The organism is Aeromonas aquatica (assembly GCF_000764655.1).
GTDB lineage: Bacteria > Pseudomonadota > Gammaproteobacteria > Enterobacterales > Aeromonadaceae > Aeromonas > Aeromonas aquatica.
Window position 1 is genome coordinate 17,637 of sequence record NZ_JRGL01000087.1, and the last position, 21,352, is coordinate 38,988.

17 protein-coding genes and 1 tRNA gene are annotated in these 21,352 nt (G+C 61.5%); all 18 read right to left on the minus strand.

Going from position 1 to position 21,352, the window contains the following annotated elements:
- A complete protein-coding gene (gene hypE, locus LG30_RS0108270) occupies window positions 1-1,005 on the minus strand; it encodes a hydrogenase expression/formation protein HypE (protein ID WP_033130234.1) in 1,005 nt (334 codons plus the stop codon).
- A gap of 180 nt (window positions 1,006-1,185) precedes the next feature.
- A complete protein-coding gene (gene hypD / locus LG30_RS0108275) occupies window positions 1,186-2,298 on the minus strand; it encodes a hydrogenase formation protein HypD (protein WP_033130235.1) in 1,113 nt (370 codons plus the stop codon).
- Window positions 2,292-2,543 (minus strand): HypC/HybG/HupF family hydrogenase formation chaperone, encoded by a 252-nt coding sequence (locus tag LG30_RS0108280; protein WP_033130236.1) that lies wholly within the window; start codon window positions 2,541-2,543, stop codon window positions 2,292-2,294. Before LG30_RS0108280 ends, hypD begins: the two co-directional genes overlap by 7 nt.
- Before the next feature lie 9 nt (window positions 2,544-2,552).
- Window positions 2,553-4,952: a carbamoyltransferase HypF gene (hypF, locus tag LG30_RS0108285; protein WP_052100914.1), complete on the minus strand. Its 2,400-nt coding sequence runs from the start codon at window positions 4,950-4,952 to the stop codon at window positions 2,553-2,555.
- Window positions 4,949-6,889 (minus strand): SelB domain-containing protein, encoded by a 1,941-nt coding sequence (locus LG30_RS0108290; protein ID WP_033130237.1) that lies wholly within the window; start codon window positions 6,887-6,889, stop codon window positions 4,949-4,951. The genes hypF and LG30_RS0108290 overlap by 4 nt, the downstream gene beginning before the upstream one ends.
- 4 nt (window positions 6,890-6,893) lie before the next feature.
- The gene (gene selA / locus LG30_RS0108295; RefSeq protein WP_033130238.1) at window positions 6,894-8,288 is read right to left on the minus strand and encodes an L-seryl-tRNA(Sec) selenium transferase; all 1,395 of its coding nucleotides are present in this window, start codon (window positions 8,286-8,288) and stop codon (window positions 6,894-6,896) included.
- 203 nt (window positions 8,289-8,491) lie between these two features.
- Window positions 8,492-8,583: transfer RNA gene (locus LG30_RS21995), tRNA-Sec, on the minus strand.
- 188 nt (window positions 8,584-8,771) lie between these two features.
- Window positions 8,772-9,266 (minus strand): hydrogenase maturation peptidase HycI, encoded by a 495-nt coding sequence (gene hycI / locus LG30_RS0108300; RefSeq protein ID WP_033130239.1) that lies wholly within the window; start codon window positions 9,264-9,266, stop codon window positions 8,772-8,774.
- Complete coding sequence (locus LG30_RS0108305; protein WP_033130240.1) at window positions 9,266-9,679, minus strand: formate hydrogenlyase maturation HycH family protein; 414 nt, start codon at window positions 9,677-9,679, stop codon at window positions 9,266-9,268. Before LG30_RS0108305 ends, hycI begins: the two co-directional genes overlap by 1 nt.
- Entirely contained in the window at window positions 9,672-10,487 is an 816-nt protein-coding gene (locus tag LG30_RS0108310) for an NADH-quinone oxidoreductase subunit B family protein (RefSeq protein ID WP_033130241.1), read from the minus strand. Before LG30_RS0108310 ends, LG30_RS0108305 begins: the two co-directional genes overlap by 8 nt.
- Window positions 10,487-11,026 (minus strand): formate hydrogenlyase complex iron-sulfur subunit, encoded by a 540-nt coding sequence (locus LG30_RS0108315; protein WP_052100918.1) that lies wholly within the window; start codon window positions 11,024-11,026, stop codon window positions 10,487-10,489. Before LG30_RS0108315 ends, LG30_RS0108310 begins: the two co-directional genes overlap by 1 nt.
- 9 nt (window positions 11,027-11,035) lie before the next feature.
- The gene (locus LG30_RS0108320) at window positions 11,036-12,754 is read right to left on the minus strand and encodes a hydrogenase large subunit (protein WP_033130242.1); all 1,719 of its coding nucleotides are present in this window, start codon (window positions 12,752-12,754) and stop codon (window positions 11,036-11,038) included.
- A 76-nt stretch (window positions 12,755-12,830) separates the two neighbouring features.
- Window positions 12,831-13,784: a respiratory chain complex I subunit 1 family protein gene (locus LG30_RS0108325; protein ID WP_033130243.1), complete on the minus strand. Its 954-nt coding sequence runs from the start codon at window positions 13,782-13,784 to the stop codon at window positions 12,831-12,833.
- The gene (hyfB, locus tag LG30_RS0108330; protein ID WP_033130244.1) at window positions 13,784-15,673 is read right to left on the minus strand and encodes a hydrogenase 4 subunit B; all 1,890 of its coding nucleotides are present in this window, start codon (window positions 15,671-15,673) and stop codon (window positions 13,784-13,786) included. The genes LG30_RS0108325 and hyfB overlap by 1 nt, the downstream gene beginning before the upstream one ends.
- Window positions 15,673-16,335 (minus strand): 4Fe-4S dicluster domain-containing protein, encoded by a 663-nt coding sequence (locus tag LG30_RS0108335; RefSeq protein WP_033130245.1) that lies wholly within the window; start codon window positions 16,333-16,335, stop codon window positions 15,673-15,675. The genes hyfB and LG30_RS0108335 overlap by 1 nt, the downstream gene beginning before the upstream one ends.
- A gap of 312 nt (window positions 16,336-16,647) precedes the next feature.
- Window positions 16,648-18,516, minus strand: a complete 1,869-nt coding sequence (gene kup, locus LG30_RS0108340) for a low affinity potassium transporter Kup (protein ID WP_033130246.1) — start codon at window positions 18,514-18,516, stop codon at window positions 16,648-16,650.
- A 609-nt stretch (window positions 18,517-19,125) separates the two neighbouring features.
- Entirely contained in the window at window positions 19,126-19,794 is a 669-nt protein-coding gene (locus LG30_RS22000; protein ID WP_152599128.1) for a hypothetical protein, read from the minus strand.
- Window positions 19,795-20,071: 277 nt separating this feature from the next.
- A complete protein-coding gene (locus LG30_RS22005) occupies window positions 20,072-21,007 on the minus strand; it encodes a hypothetical protein (protein WP_152599130.1) in 936 nt (311 codons plus the stop codon).
- Window positions 21,008-21,352 lie beyond the last annotated feature (345 nt).

Consider the following 21,352-nt stretch of genomic DNA (forward strand, 5'->3'; position numbering starts at 1 on the left):
TTAGCAGATGCGGGGGAGCAGCTCCCCCTGTGGCAGTTCGAGATAACGGCGGCTGCCCCAGGGATTGTTGAGGATCACCTTGTGCTGGGGGCTCTCTTTCACCACCCCGATCCGGCTGGCGGAGGGGTTGAAGGCGCGCAGCAGCGCCAGCGCGGCGTCCGCCTGCCCGGCGGGCAGGGCCAGCACCATGGTGCCTTCGTTGGCGAGATCATGGGGCTCGAAGCCGTACAGCTCGCACAGGCCGCGCACCGGATCGCACACCGGGATGGCGGACTCTTCCAGCTCGATGGCGACCCCGGAGGCGGTGCTCCATTCGTTGAGCACGGCGGCGAGCCCGCCCCGGGTGGCGTCGCGCAGGGCGTGGGGGGTGAGCCCCGCCGCCAGCAGCGCCTCGACCTGGGGCCAGAGGGTGGTGCAGTCGCTCTTGAGCGCGGAGCCGAGCTGCAGGGCGTCGCGGGCCATCAGGATGCAGGCGCCGTGGCTGCCGATATCCCGCGACACCAGGATGGCGTCATCTGGCTTGAGGTTGCGCACCGAGATCCCCCGGCTCTGTTCGGGCAAGGGGAAGGTGCCGACCCCGCTGGTGTTGATGAACAGCTTGTCCGCCGCCCCCCTCGGCACCACCTTGGTGTCGCCGCAGACGATGCGGGCGCCGCTTTTGGTCAGTTCGGAGGCCATGGACTCGACGATGCGGGCGAGATCGGCGTAGGGGAAGCCCTCCTCGATGATGAAGCTGCAGCTCAGGTACTCGGGCCTGGCCCCCATCATGGCGAGATCGTTGACGGTGCCGGCGATGGCCAGCTTGCCGATGTCGCCCCCCTCGAAGAAGAGCGGGGAGACGGTGAAGCTGTCGGTGGTGAAGGCGACGGGGCCTTGTACCGGCAGCAGGGCCGCGTCTTCACCGCGCAGCAAGATCTCGTTGCCAAAGTGGCGGAAGAAGAGCTGGTTGATCAGCTGGTTCATCTCGACACCGCCACCACCGTGGCTAAGTTGAATCTCTCTCATCGGGATGGGGTCTCCAGGTAGTGATAAAAGCAGACGGGTTCATCTCGACCCATCACCCGACCACCGTGGCTAAGTTGAATCTCTCTCATCGGGATGGGGTCTCCAGGTAGTGATAGAAGCAGACGGGTTCATCTCGACCCATCACCCGACCACAGTGGCTAAGTTGAATTTCTCTCATGCTCATTGGATCCCCATATAGCGGTAGTAGGCGTTGCAGGCCCCCTCTGAGCTGACCATGCAGCTGCCCATGGGCTGGGTCGGGGTGCAGCCCCGGCCGAAGACCTTGCACTGGTTCGGCTTGGCCAGCCCGCGCAATATGTCGGCGCACTGGCACGCCTTGTGATCGTCGATGGGGGTCTGACTGAGCTGGAAGTGGCGCTCCGCATCGCGGGCGGCGAAGGCGTCCCGCAGGCGCAGGGCGGAGGCGTTGATGTCGCCGAGGCCGCGCCAGCGAAAGTGCTCGCGGGTCTCGAAATAATGGGCCACCAGCCGCTGGGCGGCCTGGTTGCCGCTGGCGGTGACGGCGCGGCTGTACTGCACCTCCAGCGCGCAGCGTCCCTCCACCTTCTGGCGCACCATCATCAGCAGCGCCTCCATCACGTCCACCGGCTCGAAGCCGCTCACCACCACCGGCACCCGATAGCGCTCGACTATGGGCAGATAGATGTCGGCGCCGGTGATGACGCTGACGTGGGAGGGGCCGATGAAGGCGTTCACCTTGGCGACCCCATCGGCCATCACGGCGTGAATGGCGGGGGGCACCAGCACATGGTTGATATGAAACAGCAGGTTGTTCACCCCGGCTGCGTCAGCCGCCGCCAGCAGCGCGGCCGTCATGGGGGTGGAGGTCTCGAAGCCGATGGCGAAGAAGACCACCGTCTTGTCCGGGTTCTCGGTGGCGATGCGCAGCGCATCGAGCGGGTCGTAGACCGGGCGGATGTCGCTGCCCCTGGCCCGCTGCTGGGCCAAGGATCCCTTGGAGCCCGGCACCCGGATCATGTCCCCCAGGGTCACCAGGATGACGTTGGGCTGACCGGCCAGCTCTATGGCCTGATCGATGCGCTCCTTGGGCATCACGCAGACCGGGCAGCCGGGGCCGTGGACGAATTCGATGCTGTCCGGCAGCAGCTGGGGCAGGCCGTACTTCATGATGGTGTGGGTATGGCCACCGCACACCTCCATCACCCGCAGGGGCTCGGGCATATCCTTGGCCAGCGCGTGGATCTGGGCGGCGAGGGCGCGGATCACCTCGGGCTGGCGAAAGCCCTGAAACAGGTCATTGAGCGTCAGCATGGCAAGATGTCCTGCTTGGGCATCAGCGCCACCATCTGGCGGAAGCTCTCCAGGCTGGCCTGGGCCTCCTCCTCGTCAATCTTGCTCATCACGAAACCGATGTGGAGCAGCACATAGTCCCCCAGGGCCAGGGGATCCTCGAGCAGCATGCAGCTGACCCGGCGCTGTACCCCCAGGGTGTCGACGGTGACGCAGTTATCTTCGGGGTGCAACTGCACCACCTGAGAGGGAATGGAAAGGCACATGAGAGACTCCTAAATGGCGGGGGAGAGGGGCTTGGCCCTCTCCTTCGCAACATGGTGGATGGCAAACCAGAGCTGGCCCGCGGCGATGCCGCCGTCGTTGAGGGGCAGGGTCTGGCTTATCAAGACCTCGCGCCCGGCCTCGGCGAGGCGGGGGAGGAGCTGGTCCATCAGCACGCGATTCTGGAAGACGCCGCCTCCCAGCACCACAGGGTGGGTGGGGAAGCGCTGGCTCAGGGTGAGGATGAGCTCGCCGATGGCGCGGATAAAGCCGGCGGCCAGCCTGGCGACCTCGACGCTGGCGCGCCATTGCAGCAGCTCGGCCAGCAGCGGCGCCCATTCGATCAGCAGGGGGCCGTCTTCTTGGTCGGTGATCCCGAATTGCAGCGGCCAGGGCGCGGTGCCGGGCGTGAGTCGCAGCGCCGCCGCCTCCAGCAGCAGCCCCGCTTCGCCCTCGTAGTCGGGGGTATCGATCAGGCCGAGCAGGGCGGCGACCCCGTCGAACAGTCGGCCCATGGAGCTGGTGTGGGGGGCGTTGCGGCCCAGGCGCCACAGCTGGTGCAGGTTATTGATCCGATCGGCGGGCAACTGGTCGATCACCGCAATATTCAGCTCGCCGATCTCGCGCGGGGTCGCGGATTCAAACAGCAGCCCCAGCAGCTGGCGTACCGGCTCGCGGATGGCGGCTTCGCCGCCGATCAGCCGAAATGGTCTTAGGTGCGCCACTCGCTCAAACCCCCATACGTCGGCGATCAGCAGCTCGCCCCCCCAGAGGGTGCCGTCGTCGCCGAGGCCCGTGCCGTCGAAGGCGAAGCCGAGCACGGGCCCGCTGTGGTCGTGCTCGGCCATCACCCCTAGCAGGTGGGCGTGATGGTGCTGCACCTCGAGATGGGTCGCATCCTCTGCCGCGCAATAGTCCTTGGCCCACTGGTGGCTCAGATAACCCGGGTGGCGGTCCGACACCAGCAGGGTTGGAGCGAGATCGTAGAGCTCGCGGAAGGTGGCCAGGGTCTGCTCGAAGTGCCCCTGCATCGGCAGGCTGTGCAGATCGCCGATATGGGGGCTGTAGATGCGCTGGCGACCGAAGGCGAGCGCCAGCTGGTTCTTCTGCTGGGCGCCGACCGCCAGAAGGGGCCGGGCCACCGGCTCTTTCAGGCTGGGGGTGCAGGGGGCATAACCCCGGGCGAGACGCAGGGTCTGGCGCTTGCCGCCGGCCCACTGTACCAGGCTGTCGTCGCAGGGGTGCAGTATGGGGCGATCGTGGTCCAGGATGCCGTCGATCTGGCTCCCGAGCTCAGCTATCACCGCCTCGCACTCGATGAGGATCGGGCTGCCGCGGCCATTGGCGCTGGTGGCCACCAGCGGCATGGCGCAGGTCTCCAGCAGCAGCTGGTGGAGCGGGGTATAGGGCAGCATCACCCCCAGGTAGGGGATGCCGGGGGCGATGGCGTCAGCCAGCGGTATTGTGTCGGACGACTGCTGGTCAGGCTCCCGCTTGCGCAGCAGGGTGATGGGTCTTGGCTGGGAGCAGAGCAGCTCCCACTCGGCCTCGCTGCCGGTCACGTGCAAGCGCGCCTCTTCGAGGGATCCCATCATCACCGCCAGCGGCTTGCGCGCGCGGCGCTTGAGCTGGCGCAGCCGGGCCACGGTCAGTTCATTGCGGGCATCACACATCAGGTGGTAGCCCCCCATCCCCTTGACCGCGACCAGGGCCCCCGCTTGCAGGGCCTGGGCGGCCGCCTGCAGCGCAGCCTCCCGGCTGGCCTGCGCCTCGCCGGTGCCGCTGCGCCAGCAAAGCTGCGGCCCGCACTGGGGGCAGCTCACCGGCTGGGCGTGGTAGCGCCTGTCTAGGGGATCCTCATAGGCGCTGGCGCAGCGCGGGCACATGGCGAAGCTGGCCATGGCGGTGTGGGGTCTGTCGTAGGGGAGGCGGCGAATGATGCTGTAGCGCGGGCCGCAGTGAGTGCAGTTGGTAAAGGGGTAGTTGTGATGGCGATCCGCCTGATTGGCGATGTCCAGGGCGCAGGCCTCGCACATCCCCTGATCCGGCGAGATGGCCACCGTGGCCGCGCTCTGCTGCTGGCTGGCCCTGATATGAAACTGGCCATCGAAATCGGGGTCGCTCGTCAGCGGCAGCGCCCGCTGGTCGAAGCTGTCGATGCGGCTGAGCGGCGGCGCCAGCGCCCGCAGGTCGCGGCCAAAGGCGGCGAGCTGGGCGGGAGAACCCTCTGCCCCTATGGTGACGCCGCTGGCATCGTTGAGCACATAGCCGGTGAGGCGATGGCGCAGGGCCAGGCCATAGACGAAGGGGCGAAAGCCGACCCCCTGCACAATGCCGTTGATATGAAACTCGAGGCGCAGCGGGGTGCTCGCCTCTGGCGGCAGGGTCATTGGGGTTGTGGGCGCCGTCATGCCGGCGTCTCGTCAGCCAGGGGGTTGCCCTCGGGCAGGCGCAGCACCCGGCGATCGTTGTCTTCCCGTCGCACCCAGCCGTCCATCTCCATGCGCAGGCAGAAGGGGATGGCGTATTTGCGCGACAGGCCGGTGATCTCCTTGAGCGAGCCCATGTCGATCAGATCCCCGACCCGCTGGCCTGCCAGCACGGCCCGTACCATGTGGTGATAGAGTTCGGCATCGTAGTAGATGGGACCTTCCAGCTGTATCAGGTAGGTGAGCCTTGCCAGATTGCGCAACTGCTTTTGCAGCGCCCCCTTTTGCCGTAAACCGGCCGGCAGGGTGAGATGACGCACCGGGTCTATCTCCACACCGCCGGGGCCCAGTTTACCGGGCTGGTAGCCCTCCTTGCCTTGATCTCGCACCAGTTTGAGCACCAACAGTGCCTCTTCCCCGAGATCGTCTTCCGACTCGCCACCGCCGGGCTGCCACTTGTCGTGGTGCAGCCGGATCCGTTGCTCGGCCTTGAGCGCCAGCAACAGCGGCTGGATAGCCTCGAGGCCGATGCGCAGCCTGCCGGCGAGCTCGGCGCCGCTCAATGGCTCGGCCTGCAGGGCGGCCAGCATGGCCTCGCGGGTCTGCGCCAGCCAGGACTGGCTCATCATCCAGTCGCCCTGTTGCACAGCCCCGGCGGGGGGAGCATCAAAGCGGTCGGCGGGGGCATAGCCATTGAGCCCCAGCAGCAGGGTGGCGGGGTTGTGGCCCGCGAGATCCTCCGGCAGCGCCCGCAGCAGGGCGTGCAGCGCCTTGCGCCTGGCGGGGGAGATGTCGCCGCACCAGAGGATGCGGGCGCCGTGCAGCAGCTCGCTGCTGCCGTGGCGGATGATGGCGAGCGGCTGGCCGAAGAAGCAGGGCAGGGGACTGGTGAAGACGAGGCGGGCGAGCCCAGGGTGATCGGCATCCTCTGCGTCAGCGTCGCGGATATAGATCAGCTGGGCCCGGCCATGCCAGCTGCCCAGCGCCACCTCGACCTCCTTGTTGCGCAGAGAGGTGCGCAGTTCTTTGCTGGATTGGCCATCGGCCTCCAGGCGCACTATCAGGTGGGTGGCCGCCTGACAGCCCCCGGCCGCGTTGCCGAGGCAGTGGCCGCGGGCCACCTCCTTGTGGGGCACTTTTTTCAGCCCCACCGCCACCCGGCAGACGGCGCCTATCTCGTCGACGCTCTGGTGATAGGCCTGCAGGGAGCGCACCTGCACCTCCCGATCGGCGGGGTAGAGGCGCAGCTTGTCCCCCACCTTGAGGCTGCCTTGCTGCAGGGTGCCGGTGAGCACTGTGCCGGTGCCGCTGGCGGTGAAGACCCTGTCCACATAGAGGCGGGGTGGCGCCTCTTCACGAGAGCGGCGCGGCGCCCCCTGTTCGCGGGCAGTTTGCGATTCTTGTACATCGGCAAGCTGGCCCACGATGGCGGCGTGCAGGCCGTCGATGTTGTCGCCGCTCTTGGCGCTGACGCAGACGATGTCGGGCACCATGCCGCTCTCGTCCATCACCCGCTCCAGCAGCGTCTCCTCCAGCAGTTCAAGCTCGTCGGGGCTCACCAGATCGCACTTGTTGATGCAGACCAGCAGGCGCGGCACCCCCATGGCCTTGAGCAGGCGCAGGTGATCGCCGGTCATCGGCATCCAGCCCTCGTCGGCGGCGATGACCAAGAGCACCAGATCCAGGCTCCAGAGCCCCGCCACCATGTTGCGGACATAGCGCTCGTGACCGGGCACGTCGATCACCCCTATGGTGTTGCCCTGGCCGTCGTCGAAGTGGGCGAAGCCGAGATCCTGGGTCATGCCGATGGCCTGCTCGTGGGCGCGGGCCGTGGTGATGCCGGTGAGGGCCTTGATCAGCAGCGTCTTGCCGTGATCCACGTGGCCGGCCAGACCGATGACGGCGCGGTAGGAGGTCATGGGATCAGGGCTCCTGTGCGGCTGGTATGAGCAGCTCGCTCAGCTGGGCGATCAGCAGCGGCATGTCGTCCGCCAGCAGGCTGGCCATGTTGAGCAGCACCTTCTGCTGGCGCACCGTGGCGATCACCGGCACCGGCAGCTCCCGCAGCGCATCGAGCAGCTGCTGGGCCGGGCGCGGGTCGCGGCATTCGAGCGCCGGGGCGGGGTAGAACTCGTCCGGCAGGGTGCCGCCGCCGACCACCAGCTGGGCGGGGACGGGCACGAAGCAGCCGGGCAGGGCGGCCAGCAACTGGTCGGCCCTGGCCTGCATGGCGGCGGGGGAGCTCAGGGTACGCTGGGCGATGCCGGCCCCGGTGGGGGACTTGTTGAGCTTGTGGATCAGCAGGCGCTCGAGCAGGGAGTAGACGATGCGGCTCGGGCGGAAGGTGCGCATCATGGGGTGCTTCTCCAGCCGCTTGATGAGATCCGCGCGGCCGCCGATGATGCCGCACTGGGGGCCCCCCAGCAGCTTGTCGCCCGAGTAGCAGACCAGATCCGCCCCCGCCTTGAGGTACTGGCGCACCGAGGTCTCGTCCGGCGCGAACTCCTCGGTGGTGAGGCCTGAGCCCTGATCCACCGCCAGCACTATGTGATCCGGCAGGGCGCGGGCCACTTCGCCGATGTCGGGGGACTCGGTGAAGCCGCGAATGGCGAAGTTGGATCTGTGCACCATCAGCACCAGCGCGGTCTGATCGGTGATGGCATCGAGGTAGTCCCGGACCGTGGTGATGTTGGTGGTGCCCACCTCCACCAGTTTGGCGCCGGACAGCGCCAGAATGTCGGGGATGCGAAAGCCGCCGCCGATCTGGATCTGCTCGCCCCGGGAGACGATCACCTCGCGCCCCTTGGCTATCTCCTGCAGCAGCAGAAACAGCGAGGCCGCGTTGTTGTTCACCACCAGGGAGTCTTCGGCCTGGGTCAGGCAGCCGAGCAGGGGGGCGATCAGCCCCTTGCGCCCGCCGCGCTTGCCGGTGGCGAGATCCAGCTCCAGGTTGTTGTAACCGGTGTTGAGCTCGCGCACCTCGTCCCACAGTTCGGCGCAGAGCGGCGAGCGCCCCAAATTGGTATGAACGAGCGTGCCAGTGGCGTTGATCAGCCGGGTCTGGCGCTGGCGCACCCACTGCCGGCAGCGACTGTCGATCAGCCCCTCAAGCCGGGCGAGCGCCACCCCATGCTGGCGAAAGCCTTCGCTCTGGCGCAGCTCGCTCAAGGTGTCGCGCACCAGCTGGGTCACCAGCGGCCGGCTCAGACGGGCGATATGGGGGGCGAGGAAGGCTTGCTGCAGCAGCTGCTCCACCTGTGGCAGGCGATGGCTTGGCTGGTTGACGGTTGACGCTTGAGGCTGTGACTGGTTCGGCATGGGGGTTACCAGGGCAGTGCGTGGGTGACGGATGCACACCGGTTTGCCGATAGATTGACGGGGCTGGCGGTTATTTGCGGGCGGACAACTTGCACAGAGTGTTAATGCTGAAACGGTTCTGACAAATTAATTTACGACCGAGGAAGCCATCCCGGAATAATATTGGCAAGCGGTATCTAGTCGATGCATCCAATATAGGAAAGTGGCGGAAGAGGCAGGAATCGAACCTGCCCGAGCCTTCTCGGCTCACATCGGTTTTGAAGACCGAGGAGGCCACCAGACCCCATCAACTTCCGCAGTGGTCGCCATTTTGGGGCAAGGTCCCCTGGCTGACAACGCTTTTTTTGCCATATAAAAACGGCATTTATATTATTTAACGGAGAGTTGTTTTATATCAAAAACAGGGCAGTTAGCCCGATGTTTTTATTTTAACATCGGGCGTCGATTAAATTCCTGTCTGGCCGTTTTTAACAACTCGGTAAATTATAGTGCCGCGTCGTTGACCTTATTCCACTGGGCGAGCTGGCGGATTAACAACTTGGTATCCTTGGCGGTATCCAGATGCTGATGGAGGTAATCCATGGCGCCGCTCACCATCCCGGTCATGGGGAAGGAGAAGGCGACGATGGCGGGTTGCACCCCGACGAAGATCACCTCGGGCACGAAGCGCTTGAGCTCGTCGATGAGAAAGTTCAGCGGCATGTTGTGGGTCGAGAAGATGAACATGTCGGCTATGGTGTCGGGGGGGATCACCTTGAGGGTGCCCGCCTTCTCGCCGAGCTCGGCGGCATCCACCAGCAGCACCCGATCCGGTTTCAGCTCCCGCACCTGGTGCACCCTGTTCTCCGGCGCTATGCCGCCGTCGATGTGGATCCAGCCGGGCAGGGGGGCGGCCTGCAGCTTTTCGGCCAGATAGGGGCCGGCGCCATCGTCGCCCATCATGGCATTGCCCACGGTCAACACGAGATTGCAGCCCATCAGCGGCTCCTTACCATCAGGTACATATGAGGATCGTTATGCAGGGCGGTGAGCTGGTTCATGAAAGTGTCGGTCCAGCCCCGCTCCTGCTCGTTCAAGACGCCTGCGGCCTGGCGCAGCCGGTCGAAGGCGCAGGCCAGCATGTGGCAATGCTCCCGATAGACGGTGATCTCGCCGAAGGTGAGGAAGCCCTCCATCTTGCGGCGCGCCTCGCTGCCGGCGGGCAGCTTGGCCACCCAGTCCCGGTAGCCTGCAAAGGGGCAGACCAGATCGGCGCTCAGGCAATCGACGATGCCGAGGTGGTGGCCGATGGCGAGGCTGTAGTACATCACCTCCTTCGCCTCCTCGGGCACGTCGAACTGCTCGTCCACAAACTTGCGGGAGAGGCGATAGAAGAACACCTGGTCAGCCATGGGCGACCTCTGCTTTCCCCGCCACCCGGTTGAGGCAGGCGTTGGCCAGGTTGTTGACGATCTCGGAGAGGCGCGGGTCGTCGTGCTGGGCAAGGTAGCCCTGGATGCGCAGATCCACGTCCTGCTGGGTGGCCCCCTCCAGCAGCGCCATGAACTCGTCGGCGATGATGCGGCCCTGGCGGTAGCCCGCCATGCGGCGCGCCTCGCGCTCTATCATCACCCGGATCTCGCTCGGGATGCCGGTGTGGCGCAGCTCCACCCGCTCGCCCGCCTGCACCTCGTGGCTGGTGGCCTTGAGTTTCTGCTCCAGCAGGCCGAGCGCCACCGCGAAGCCGTAGATGGTGGCGGCCGGGGTGGGCGGGCAGCCGGGGATGTAGACATCCACCGGCACTATCTTGTCGGTGCCGCCCCAGACGCAGTAGAGATCGTGGAAGATGCCGCCGTCACAGCCGCAGGCGCCGTAGGCGATGCAGATCTTGGGATCCGGGGCCGCCTCGTAGGCGCGCAGGGCCGGCACCCGCATAGCCCGGGTCACGGCGCCGGTGAACAGTAGGATGTCGGCGTGGCGGGGGGAGGCGACCACCTTGATGCCGAACCGCTCGGCATCGAACAGCGGGGTGATGGTGGCGAAGATCTCTATTTCGCAGGCGTTGCAGCCGCCGCAGTCCACCCGATAGACATAGGCCGAGCGGCGAATGTCCTTGAGCAGGGTCTGCTTGAGGCGGGTGATTTCCGGATCCTGTGCCAGCGGCACGGCGCGAGTATGGGCATCGCCGACAACGGCTTCTATGCCTTTGATCTTGCTCATCACATCGACTCCTGTTGGGTGAGCGTGGCGGCGCCTGATGCGGGCTGGCTCAGCATGCTCTGTTTGCGTTTGCAGTCGGGGCAGTGGTGCAACCGCTGTGGGTGGGCCAGCGGCTGGGCCGCCAGCGCCAGGGTATCTTCCACCAGCACCACCAGCCGGGCCGGGGCAAAGTAGGTGCCGCACAGGGTGCAGGGGGCCAGCGGGAAGCGGGCCTCCTCATAGAGATCGGCCTTGTTGGTCACCGCCAGCTCGAAGTTGGGGGAGAGGGCGATGGCGCGGGTCGGGCACACCTCCTCACAGCGGCCGCAGAAGATGCAGCGGGCGATGGAGAGTTCCCAGCGCCGCTCGCCGGTCTCCAGATCGGTCTCCATGATCAGCGCATTGGCCGGGCAGGCCTTGGTGCAGGCGGCGCAGGCGATGCACTTGTCGGCCTGGTATTCGGGCTTGCCGCGAAAATCCCGGTTCACCTCATAGGGGGCGAAGGGGTACTTGGCGGTCGGCGTGCCGGCCCGGAGTATGGTCTTGAACAGCTTGATCATGATGACCCCTTACTTGAGCGGAGAGTTTTTGCGATCGATACCGTAGCGCTCGATCTCCTTGTAGGAGACCACGGTGGACTTGCCCTTCTTGGGATCGACCAGGGTGACCCGATCGGTGCAGGAGTAGCAGGGATCCAGGCTGCCGATGATGAGGGGCGCATCCGCCACCGTGTTGCCCCGCAGCATGTAGCGCAGGGCGGGCCAGTTGGCGTAGGTGGCGGCGCGGCAGCGCCAGCGGAACAGCTTCTGGTTGTCCCCCGTCATGCTCCAGTGCACGTTCTCGCCGCGGGGCGCCTCGGTGAAGCCCAGCGCAAACTTGCCCGGCTGGTAGGTGAAGCCCTCGGTGAGCAGCGGCCCTTCCGGCAGGTGCTGCAGGCCGAATTCGATCATGTCGAGGGAGTCGTAGAGCTCGTGGATCCGCACCAGCACCCGGGACTGCACGTCGCAGCCCGCCAGGGTCTGGATCTCCATGGGGAGTTCGCGGTAGGCGGCGAAGTCGTGCACCCGGCGCACGTCGCGCTTGAAGCCGCTGGCCCGCACCATGGGGCCGACGCAGCTAAAGTCGCGGGCCACTTGCGGATCGAGCCGACCTATGCCCACCAGGCGGGAGCTGATGTTGGCGGTGTCGAGCAGCATGGCCACCAGGGGCTTGAGCTCGTCGCGCAGTTCGCGCACCAGCTGGGTGCCCTTGATGCGGTCCTCCTTGAAGATGTCGCGGCGCACCCCGCCGATGAGGTTAAGGCCATAGGTCTTGCGCGCCCCGGTCAGCAGCTCGGCCAGGGTCATGGATTTCTCCCGCACCCGGAAGAACTGCATGAAGCCGGTGTCGAAGCCGGTGAAGTGGCTCGACAGGCCGATGTTGAGGATGTGGCTGTGCAGCCGCTCCACCTCCAGCAGCACGGCGCGGATCATCTTGGCCCGCTCCGGCACCTGGATGCCCATGGCGTTCTCCACCGAGGTGGTGTAGGCGACGCTGTGGGTGAAGCCGCAGATGCCGCATACCCGATCGGTGAGGAAGGCCACCTCGTTGTAGCCCATGCGGGTCTCGGCCAGCTTCTCCATGCCACGGTGGACATAGAACAGCCGGTAGTCGGCGTCGATGATGTCCTCGCCGTCCACGAACAGCCGGAAGTGACCCGGCTCGTCCGAGGTGATGTGCAGCGGGCCCACCGGCACTATGCGGTTGGCCTCGTTGCCCAGCTCGTTTACGAAGGGGTAGGTCTCGGTGTCCGTGGTGGGCATGGGGCGCTGGCGGTAATCCATGGCGTCTTTGCGCAGCGGATGGATGTCTTCGGGCCAGTCATCGGGTAGCACCAGCCGGCGCTCGTCCGGCAGGCCTACCGCCCGCAGGCCGTACATGTCGCGGATCTCCCGCTCCCCCCACACCGCCGCCGGGATGGTGGGGGTGATGGAGGGGTACTCCTGCTCTATGGCGTTGACCAGCACCTTGACGGTGATCCAGCTCTTGGTCTCCCCCTCCATGGAGAAGACGTGGTAGACGGCGAAGTGGCCGTTCAGGCTGCGCTCGTCGTTGGCGAAGGAGACCGACAGCCAGCCCCCCAGCTTGTGGAACAGCAGGCTGGTGAGGGCCACCAGATCGGTGGGCTTGACGGTCAGGGTGGCCTGATCGACGGTCTGCCACTGCTCGTCGATGATGGCGTGGGGCAGTTGCTGTCGCAGCTGCTGGATGTAGTCGCAACCGATGCGATCCATGATGGCGATGGTCATGCAGTTCTCACTTTATGTTCGGGAATGAGCAATCGGAAAAGGTGAAATCGGAAAAAGCGGCTGTGGCGGGCATGGCTCAGATCCCGACCAGATAGGCGAGCAGGGCCAGCAGGGCCAGCCCCAGGCCATAGCGCGTCAGCTTGTGGGTGCGCACGAACTGGGTGCGGGCCATGGCGTTTTCGATGAGACCCGCCAGTGCGAAGGCCACCAGCAGCTTGCAGGCGAGGATCAGCGCCGCCACCGCCAGCGCGGGCAGGCTCCAGTCCGCCGCCTTGCCGAAGGGGAGGAAAATCACCAAAAAGAGCTGCACCACCACCAACTGCTTGAGGCCAAGGCCGAGCTTGAGCAGGGCCAGGCCCGCGCCGGAATACTCGGTGAGCGGCCCCTCTTGTAGCTCCTGCTCGGCTTCCGCACAGTCAAAGGGCAGCTTGCCCATCTCGACGAAGACCGCGAAGGCACAGGCGGCGCCCGCCAGCAGGGTGGCGACCGGGGCGGCCAGCGGCTGGGTGGCCACGTAGGTGCTGATGTTGCCCAGATCCGAGCTGCCCACCATCATCGCCATGATGAAGCAGGCCAGCACCAGGATGGGCTCGACCAGGATCCCCAGGGTCAGCTCGCGGCGGGCACCTATGCCGGCAAACATGCTGCCGCTGTCGAGCCCCGCCAGAGAGAAGAAGAAGCGGAAGATGGCGAACAGGTAGATGTCGGTGATGAGATCCCCGGCGATGGGGAAGGGGGATTCATGGGTCAGGGTCGGCAGCGCCATGGCTACCAGCAGCAAGGCGGCGATGAGCACCGCCGGCATCAGGTTGAAGATGATGCCGGCAGGCTCGGGGGTGACCTCCTGGCGGCGCAGCAGTTTCCCGATATCGCGGTAATCCTGCAGCAGGCCGGGCCCCTGGCGCGAGTGCATCTTGGCACGTAGCACCCGGTTGAAGCCGGTGGCGAGCGGAGCCAGCGCCAGCATGGCGATGGCCTGGGTGAGGGCCAGGGCAAGCATGCCCCAGCTTGGCATTTCGAGAGCGGGCATCATTGAACTCCAACAGCCATCAGGATAAAGAGCACCAGCACCAGGCCATGGAGCAGCCAGCCGGCGGGGGACGGCGCCGCGCTCACCCCTTGCAGCGAGCTGGCGAGATCGAGGCGCGGACGCTGCCGATAGAGGGGGGCGCAGATCTGGCGCAGGGTATGGGTGACACCGCCGGAGGTGAGGCTCATGCGCTCCTCATAGGCGTAACCACAGGCCCAGGGCGTACCGGCGTGACGACGACCCAGCTTGGGCCCTTTGAACAGCGCCAGGATCAGCAGCGGCACCAGCAGCAGGCCGAGCAGGGTGATGGCGATAACGGGCGGGGAGAGGATCGCCTGTGAGCTGTCGAGCGGCAGCAGGGTGGCGCCGGTCGCTACCTGGCTCGCCACCTGCTCGGCGATCAGCGCCTGGCCGTAGCCGTTGACCAGGGGGGCAATCCAGGGGGCGCCCAGCCCCAGCACCAGACAGACCGCCGCCAGCAGCAGGGTGCCCGCCACCATGGTGCTGGGCACTTCGCGGGCCTGACTCGCCTTCTCGCTGCGCGGGGCGCCGCAGAAGCAGATGCCATAGACCTTGACGAAGCACATCACCGCCATGGCGCCGGTCACCGCCAGCATCACCACCGCCAACGGGGCCACCACCGAGGTGCCGAGTTTGGTCATGGAAAGGAGCGCCTGATAGATAAACCACTCGCTGACAAAGCCGTTGAGCGGCGGCAGCGCCGAGATGGCCATGGCGCCGATGAGGAACGCCAGCGCGGTCCAGGGCATCAGCTTGGCGAGGCCGCCCATCTTGTCCATGTCACGGCTGTGCAGGCGGAACATCACCGAGCCGGTGCCCATGAACAGCAGGCTCTTGAAGATGGCGTGGTTGAGCAGGTGATAGAGGGCGCCGAGCAGCCCCAGCACCACCAGGGTCGGTTGCTGGTTGGCCAGGCCAATCATGCCGATCCCCATCCCCATCAGGATGATGCCGATGTTCTCCACCGTGTGGTAGGCGAGCAGCCGCTTGAGATCGTGCTCGGCGAGCGCAAACAGCACCCCGAGCACCGCCGAGCAGGCGCCGAAGATCAGCACCATGTAGCCCCACCAGAGCTGGCTGGCGCCGAGAAAATCGATGGCCACCCGCAAGATGCCGAAGAGGCCCAGCTTCACCATGACCCCGGACATCAGCGCCGAGATATGGGAAGGGGCGACGGGCTCGGCCACCGGCAACCAGCCGTGCAGCGGCACGAAGCCGGCGCGCAGGCCGAAGCCGCAGAAGCTGAGCAGGAACACCAGCGAGGCCAGGGCGCCGCCGAGGTGATGCTCGCGCAGCACGCTGAATTCCAGACTGCCGCTGCCCTGGCAGAGCAGCCAGAAGGCGACCAGCACCAGCGCCATGCCGATGTGGTTCATCACCAGATAGAGGCGGCTCTGCTTGGCGGCGTCCGGGTTGGTCTTGACCAGCCAGTAGCTGGTGAGCGTCACCAGCTCGTAGCTGAGCAGGAAGCCCAGCGCGTTGTCGCACAGCACCATGGCGACCATGGCGAACAGGAAGAGGTTCATCAGCACGCCTATGCTGATGTCCCCCTTGCCCTGGTACTCCTTGATGTAGGCAAAGGAGTAGAGCGCCACCGCCACACCGACCAGCGTGATCACCAAGAGCATCAGCACCGCCAGCATGTCGAGGTGCACCGAGCCCAGCAGCCAGAGGGCGCCGTCAATGGGGGTGCCCCGCGCCAGGGTCTGTCCGGCGACCATGACACCGCAGAGGGAGCCCAGCAGGGCGAAGCCGCTGTTGAGGCGGTTGGCGAGGGCGGCGCTGTTCAGCAGCCAGCCTGCGGCGGCGCCCAGCAGCGCGCCTGCCAGAAGGAGCAACAGGGTGCCCAGTAGAAGAGGGGGCAGCATCAGCGATCTCCCTTGGCTGTCAATGAGTGCGGTGAAGAGGGCGAGGCCGTGGCACTGAATGCGGGGGCCCCTTCCGGATGGGATTGGGCTGCCTGCAGGCGACGCTCGCGGGCGGTGTGGGCACAGACACTGTCGTTGACCAGGGTCAGTGCTTGGGAGGGGCAAGCCTCGATGCAGGCCGGGCCCTCTTCGCGAAACGCGCAGAGATCGCATTTGACCGCAATGCTGCGCACGCCGGGCTCCCAGCTCAGCAGATCTTCCCCGAAGCAGCGCAGGCCGGCGGAGGTGGAAGGGTTGCTGGAGCGCACCGAGCAGGGGATGTAGCTGTCATAGCTGGTGGCCATGGCCACCGGACGGCTGCCGCCGCTGCTGATGGCGCCGAACGGGCAGGCCACGGCGCACAGGTTGCAGCCGATGCAGAGGGATTCGTTCAGCTGCACGCTGTCCTCGGTCTGGCAGATGGCCTCGACCGGGCACACCTTGATGCAGGGGGCGTCGTCACAGTGACGGCACTGAACCGGCATGGTCGCCTGCTCGTGTCGCATGACGGTTAATCGGGGGGCCTGTTGCAAACCCTTGGCCTTGTGAACCGTGCTGCAGGCCGCCATACAGGTGCCACAACCGATACAAAGTTTGGGATCAGCGATAACGAAGCGGTTCATAGCCTACCTTGTCGTGTCGCGAACGGAGAAAGTAGGGGCAGGATGGCAAAATGCGGGCCAGATTGTGTGTGGCGCCAGGAATGAGTTTAACTGACTGTTTTCATGTGTATTTTAATTTTGTCCAGGGGTGTGTCGCTGAGGCGGGCAACTGTCGAACCGTGACGTTCGTCACTTGTGACGAAGGGCAGGACAGGGTTCGTCACACCAGGGGCGCCGGAGCATGAGGAGGGCAATCTCGGTTAACGGCAAAAAAAGAGGGAGGCCAAAGCCTCCCTCCGTCTTGCTGGCGTTCTTTATGCCATCAGAATGCCATCAAATATCCACCTGCGAGCCCAGCTCGATCACCCGGTTGGGCGGGATCTCGAACTGATCCGGCGCCCGCAGGGCATTGCGTTGCAGCAGCATAAACAGCTGGCCGCGCAGATAGAGGTACCAGGGGCGCTCCTTCATGATCAGCGACTCGTGGGCCATGAAGAAGGAGGTCTCCATCATGCGACAGCTCAGGCCCTCCGCATTGCAGCGATGGAAGATCTCCTCCATGTTCGGGGTCTCGCGCCAGCCATGGCTGGCCACCACCCGCCAGAAGGTGGGGGAGAGCTGCTCGATGCAGACCCGGCGCACGTTGTGGACGTAGGGCACGTCCTCCACCCGCAGGGTGAGCAGGATGATCCGCTCGTGCAGCACCTTGTTGTGCTTGAGGTTGTGGAGCAGCGCATGGGGTATCACATTGACCACCCGCGACATATAGACGGCGGTGCCCGCCACCCGGGTCGGCGGGGATTTTTCCAGCGAGGCGATCATCGGCTCCAGCGAGTTGCCGTGCTCGTTCAGGCGGCGAATGAGTTGAAAGCGCTCGCTCTTCCAGCTGGTCATCAGGGTGAACATGACCGCGCCCAGGGTGAGGGGCAGCCAGCCGCCGGAGAAGATCTTGGCGAGGTTGGCGACAAAGAGCGGCACATCGATGGCCAGCAGCAGGGCGAACAGGGCGGCCACCAGATAGGTGGGCCAGCGCCAGCTGTTCTTGGCTACCGAACAGAAGAGGATGGAGGTGAGCACCATGGTGCCGGTCACGGCGATGCCATAGGCGGCCGCCAGATTGCTGGAGTGCTCGAAGCTCATGATGACGATCACCACAGAGACATAGAGCATCCAGTTGATGACCGGGATATAGATCTGGCCCGACTCCTGCTCGGAGGTGTGGACGATGCGGATGGGTGAGAGATAACCGAGCCGCACCGCCTGCCGGGTCAGGGAGAAGACCCCGGAGATCACCGCCTGGGAGGCGATCACCGTCGCCATGGTCGCCAGCAACAGCAGGGGCAGCAGCGCCCAGGTGGGGGCGAGCAGGAAGAAGGGGTTGGCGATGGCCTCGGGGTTGCCCAGCAGCAGCGCCCCCTGGCCGAAGTAGTTGAGCACCAGCGACGGCAGCACCACCATAAACCAGGCGCGCCGGATCGGGCTCTTGCCGAAGTGGCCCATGTCCGCGTACAGCGCCTCCACCCCTGTGATGGCCAGCACCACGGCGCCGAGGGCAAAGAAGGAGGTGAGCCGGTATTCCATAAAGAAGCGCAGGGCCCAGACGGGGTTGAGCGCCCCCAGCACCTCGGGATTCTGGAGGATGCCGCGCAGGCCCAGCACCGCCAGGGTCAGAAACCAGGTCAGCATGATGGGGGCGAACAGCTTGCCCACGGTGGCGGTGCCATGTTTCTGAATGGCAAACAGCAGGGTCAGCACCAGCACCGAGAGCGGCACTATGTAGGGATCCAGCGAGGGGGCCACTATCTTCAACCCCTCGATGGCCGACATCACCGACATGGCGGGGGTGATCACCACCTCGCCGTAGAAGAAGCTGCCACCAATCAGCCCCAGAATGATCAATACAGGGGCCAGCCTCTCGGGGCTGTTGCGGGTCGCCAGCGACATCAGGGTCAGGATGCCCCCCTCACCGGCATTGTCGGCCCGCATCACGAAGGAGAGGTACTTGACCGAGACCACCAGGATCAGCAGCCAGAAGATGAGCGAGAGAAAGCCCAGGATGGAGGCGGGTTCGGCCCCGAACCCGAATTGACCGGACAGGCACTCGCGAAGGGTATAGAGCGGACTGGTGCCGATATCGCCATAGACCACGCCGATCGCCGCCAGGGTGACGCCGGACAGGGCGGGTTTGTTAGTACAGTTCATGAGTTATCTTGTCAGATTGCCGGTGGCGCAGTCGCCAACACAGGGGTCCCGAGCGATCGGAAAACCGGGATCGTTATTCGGGAGGGTATTCAAGGATTGCAATGGGAAAGGGCGTTAGCTGGATAGAAATAGGCTCATCATGGGACACAGTCTGTTCATCTGCGATTCAGCTCATGATGACACAGAGTCTGTGGGAATCGATGCTGGTATAAATAATCAAAGGGCCATGTTGAGTGAAATTATTAATTGTTCATTGATTGAAAAGCAGCGCCGGTCGGTGAGCAAGTGCTTGTTTTAGCTGGAGTTCCATTTTACCCAGCGTTTCCTGTCAATCTGGCTGAAAAATAAACGATAAAATGCTGGCCAATAAATTACCTGTCTGTATTGCTAAGATGTCGAAATTGGGAGGCGATAGAGTCTTTATTTTGCGAAATAGGGATTGCAGGAAAATGAATTGATGATCTCGAAGATAGATACCATAAAATGAAGAGAACTAAGTAAGTGCATCTATTATAATGATATTATGTTTTTTAATTAAACATTACAATACGATCCTTCGGATGAAGGATCGTGCAAGAAAATAAAAGGTGGGTTCTGCAGCGTTGTGTATTATATGTTCTTTAATTCATGCTTAAATGCACATAAGAAATTTTCCATCTGTAGAGCATTCAGTTTTTGAATTGACGGTGGAAATTCATCTGTTCGTAAGGTATCTTTTAGTGATGAATCTTTGGAAATGAACCCCTGCCTTTCTAAATTCCTCACACCATCTTTCGTACCAGCATGCAAAAAAACAACAGTTGGTTGATAACCTCGAAACGATGATATACGGACAGCTGTATCATAAATAGATAGCTCACCGAAACCAGTTACTTTGGTTGATTTTATTATTTTAAATATATCATCGAATGATACCGCTGACTCAAGGTGTGAGGTTCTCAAAAGTAATTTACTTGCCATGGTTGTTAATATGGAGTTGTTTACCCCTCTCAAGTTATTTTGAGCATCTTCAAACTCTTCTTGATGTGTATGCTTAAGTTCATATTGCTGTCCTCTATATTCAATTTTGAATCTTGCAGTGCAAGCACCAATTATTGTGTCTTGTAGATTTTCTTGATCGCGATAATAGTCTAAGTAGATTTTTAAAAAATCTGCTCTACTATTGAATTCAAAGTTAATATTTATATTTTCACCTTTCGCATCTAGTTTTTTATAAAAGCTATATGATTGGGTAAAATACTTATCTACAATTGTCTCTAATTTTTTAGTCGCTGTCATATATAAAATCCTATACATGATGACGTTATGTCAGTATTAATTTAATAACAATGCACTAATTAAAGGAATGCGTTTGTGATACGAATCATATTAGCTCGACGTTCAACTATTATATTCTTAATCTAGAGAAGATAAAATTCTTATATTCTCAAGAGCTACTAACATTTTTTGAGATGAAGAAATAATATAATTAGTGCTGCTAATTACTCGATCAGTTAAGGCTGTTTGAGCACTGTGCTGTACTCAGCATATGTTAACATAATAATGTACTTGCTTTTTAGCTAAAAAAGGTTTTTTGCAGTTGTAGATTATTTTCAGTGCAGATCTTTATTTTGTCACCTGATAGGGAGCCAAATCCTCTAAGATCCAAAGTTCCCAAGCAGAATGTATAAGTGCAAAGCATCGCGTAGTAATAGCTTTTATATCTTTCAAGAGAGGATCTACTCGTTTTAAAAGGACTTAATACAGCACCATGGGAACGCTCATTTCTCATGTTAAAGAGCAATAACGAAAGTAAAAACTCTATTCTCTGATTAGGGCTCGGCAAATTAGCTGATTTTGTAAGGTCCAAAAATTTATATGAAGTATTACTAGGTGCTTGAGTACCTTTTTTTCCAGATAAATATAGCTTTAAAAAACTGGCGCCTTTATTAATTCGCTCGGATGAAATGTTTCCAGTTGTTTGGTTATTATTGTCGATAGCAAATCTTTGTATAAAGTCGATATAAAACTGCCTACCAAAGCAATGAGCTGCTCTTTCTGATAGCTGATGACTATTTGAATCAGTCAGAAAATGTGCTTCACAGATCCTCTTCACTAAAAACCGACAAGTCATTAATGGTATATTAGCACCTAGAATATTTATAATTGACTCCCAGCATGCTCTTTCGTGATTCAAAAGTCTGTTAGGAAGTTCTTGAACAATACCTTTTATACCTTTATTAGGAAAGAAAAAGCTACCGGCTTCATCAATGATTTTGAAACAATGATCAAACATATAGTCTGGTCTGTATGGTAAAAACTCTAGTCCATCAATTAAATGCCCGATACATGTCTGGTATGTAGCGTCATCTCCATAACCAAGTTGAATTGGTGAAAAGGGAGTGATGGACTTTGCTCTATATAATTTATCCTTAAACTTTATCTCAGCTTTAAATTGAACTAACTCCGGGAATTTATTATGACAATGTACTCTTTCTTTTTTGAAATCCAAAACTATATAGCTCCAGTATAAAACACCATGGTATTTTGTTCTTTAAAGAACATATGTTAACAATTTTTAAAAATTAAAATCAATGTGTTGGATTATCTTCTAGTTTTTTTACGTTATTTTTTTCTGGGCTGTATATAAAAACTAGTATGCATATCATTAAAGCCTTACCATACTGCCTAAGTGAAAATAAACAATACCAATTTAATTGTTTAATGCGACAAGCCAACTTCCTTTGAAAGTTGATAAGGGGTTGAGAGATAGAATTGAATGCTAAACCAAAATATATATTAGTAAGCTGCCGCCCCTAAGTTCCAGCCCCCAGTTTGCTGCTATTAACCCGCGATG

Excerpts from the sequence above, each read along its gene's own strand:
- hypE (WP_033130234.1), bottom strand. The coding sequence starts at position 1,005 with ATGAGAGAGATTCAACTTAGCCACGGTGGTGGCGGTGTCGAGATGAAC.
- hypD (WP_033130235.1), bottom strand. The coding sequence starts at position 2,298 with ATGCTGACGCTCAATGACCTGTTTCAGGGCTTTCGCCAGCCCGAGGTG.
- LG30_RS0108280 (WP_033130236.1), bottom strand. The coding sequence starts at position 2,543 with ATGTGCCTTTCCATTCCCTCTCAGGTGGTGCAGTTGCACCCCGAAGAT.
- hypF (WP_052100914.1), bottom strand. The coding sequence starts at position 4,952 with ATGACGGCGCCCACAACCCCAATGACCCTGCCGCCAGAGGCGAGCACC.
- LG30_RS0108290 (WP_033130237.1), bottom strand. The coding sequence starts at position 6,889 with ATGACCTCCTACCGCGCCGTCATCGGTCTGGCCGGCCACGTGGATCAC.
- selA (WP_033130238.1), bottom strand. The coding sequence starts at position 8,288 with ATGCCGAACCAGTCACAGCCTCAAGCGTCAACCGTCAACCAGCCAAGC.
- hycI (WP_033130239.1), bottom strand. The coding sequence starts at position 9,266 with ATGGGCTGCAATCTCGTGTTGACCGTGGGCAATGCCATGATGGGCGAC.
- LG30_RS0108305 (WP_033130240.1), bottom strand. The coding sequence starts at position 9,679 with ATGGCTGACCAGGTGTTCTTCTATCGCCTCTCCCGCAAGTTTGTGGAC.
- LG30_RS0108310 (WP_033130241.1), bottom strand. The coding sequence starts at position 10,487 with ATGAGCAAGATCAAAGGCATAGAAGCCGTTGTCGGCGATGCCCATACT.
- LG30_RS0108315 (WP_052100918.1), bottom strand. The coding sequence starts at position 11,026 with ATGATCAAGCTGTTCAAGACCATACTCCGGGCCGGCACGCCGACCGCC.
- LG30_RS0108320 (WP_033130242.1), bottom strand. The coding sequence starts at position 12,754 with ATGACCATCGCCATCATGGATCGCATCGGTTGCGACTACATCCAGCAG.
- LG30_RS0108325 (WP_033130243.1), bottom strand. The coding sequence starts at position 13,784 with ATGCCCGCTCTCGAAATGCCAAGCTGGGGCATGCTTGCCCTGGCCCTC.
- hyfB (WP_033130244.1), bottom strand. The coding sequence starts at position 15,673 with ATGCTGCCCCCTCTTCTACTGGGCACCCTGTTGCTCCTTCTGGCAGGC.
- LG30_RS0108335 (WP_033130245.1), bottom strand. The coding sequence starts at position 16,335 with ATGAACCGCTTCGTTATCGCTGATCCCAAACTTTGTATCGGTTGTGGC.
- kup (WP_033130246.1), bottom strand. The coding sequence starts at position 18,516 with ATGAACTGTACTAACAAACCCGCCCTGTCCGGCGTCACCCTGGCGGCG.
- LG30_RS22000 (WP_152599128.1), bottom strand. The coding sequence starts at position 19,794 with ATGACAGCGACTAAAAAATTAGAGACAATTGTAGATAAGTATTTTACC.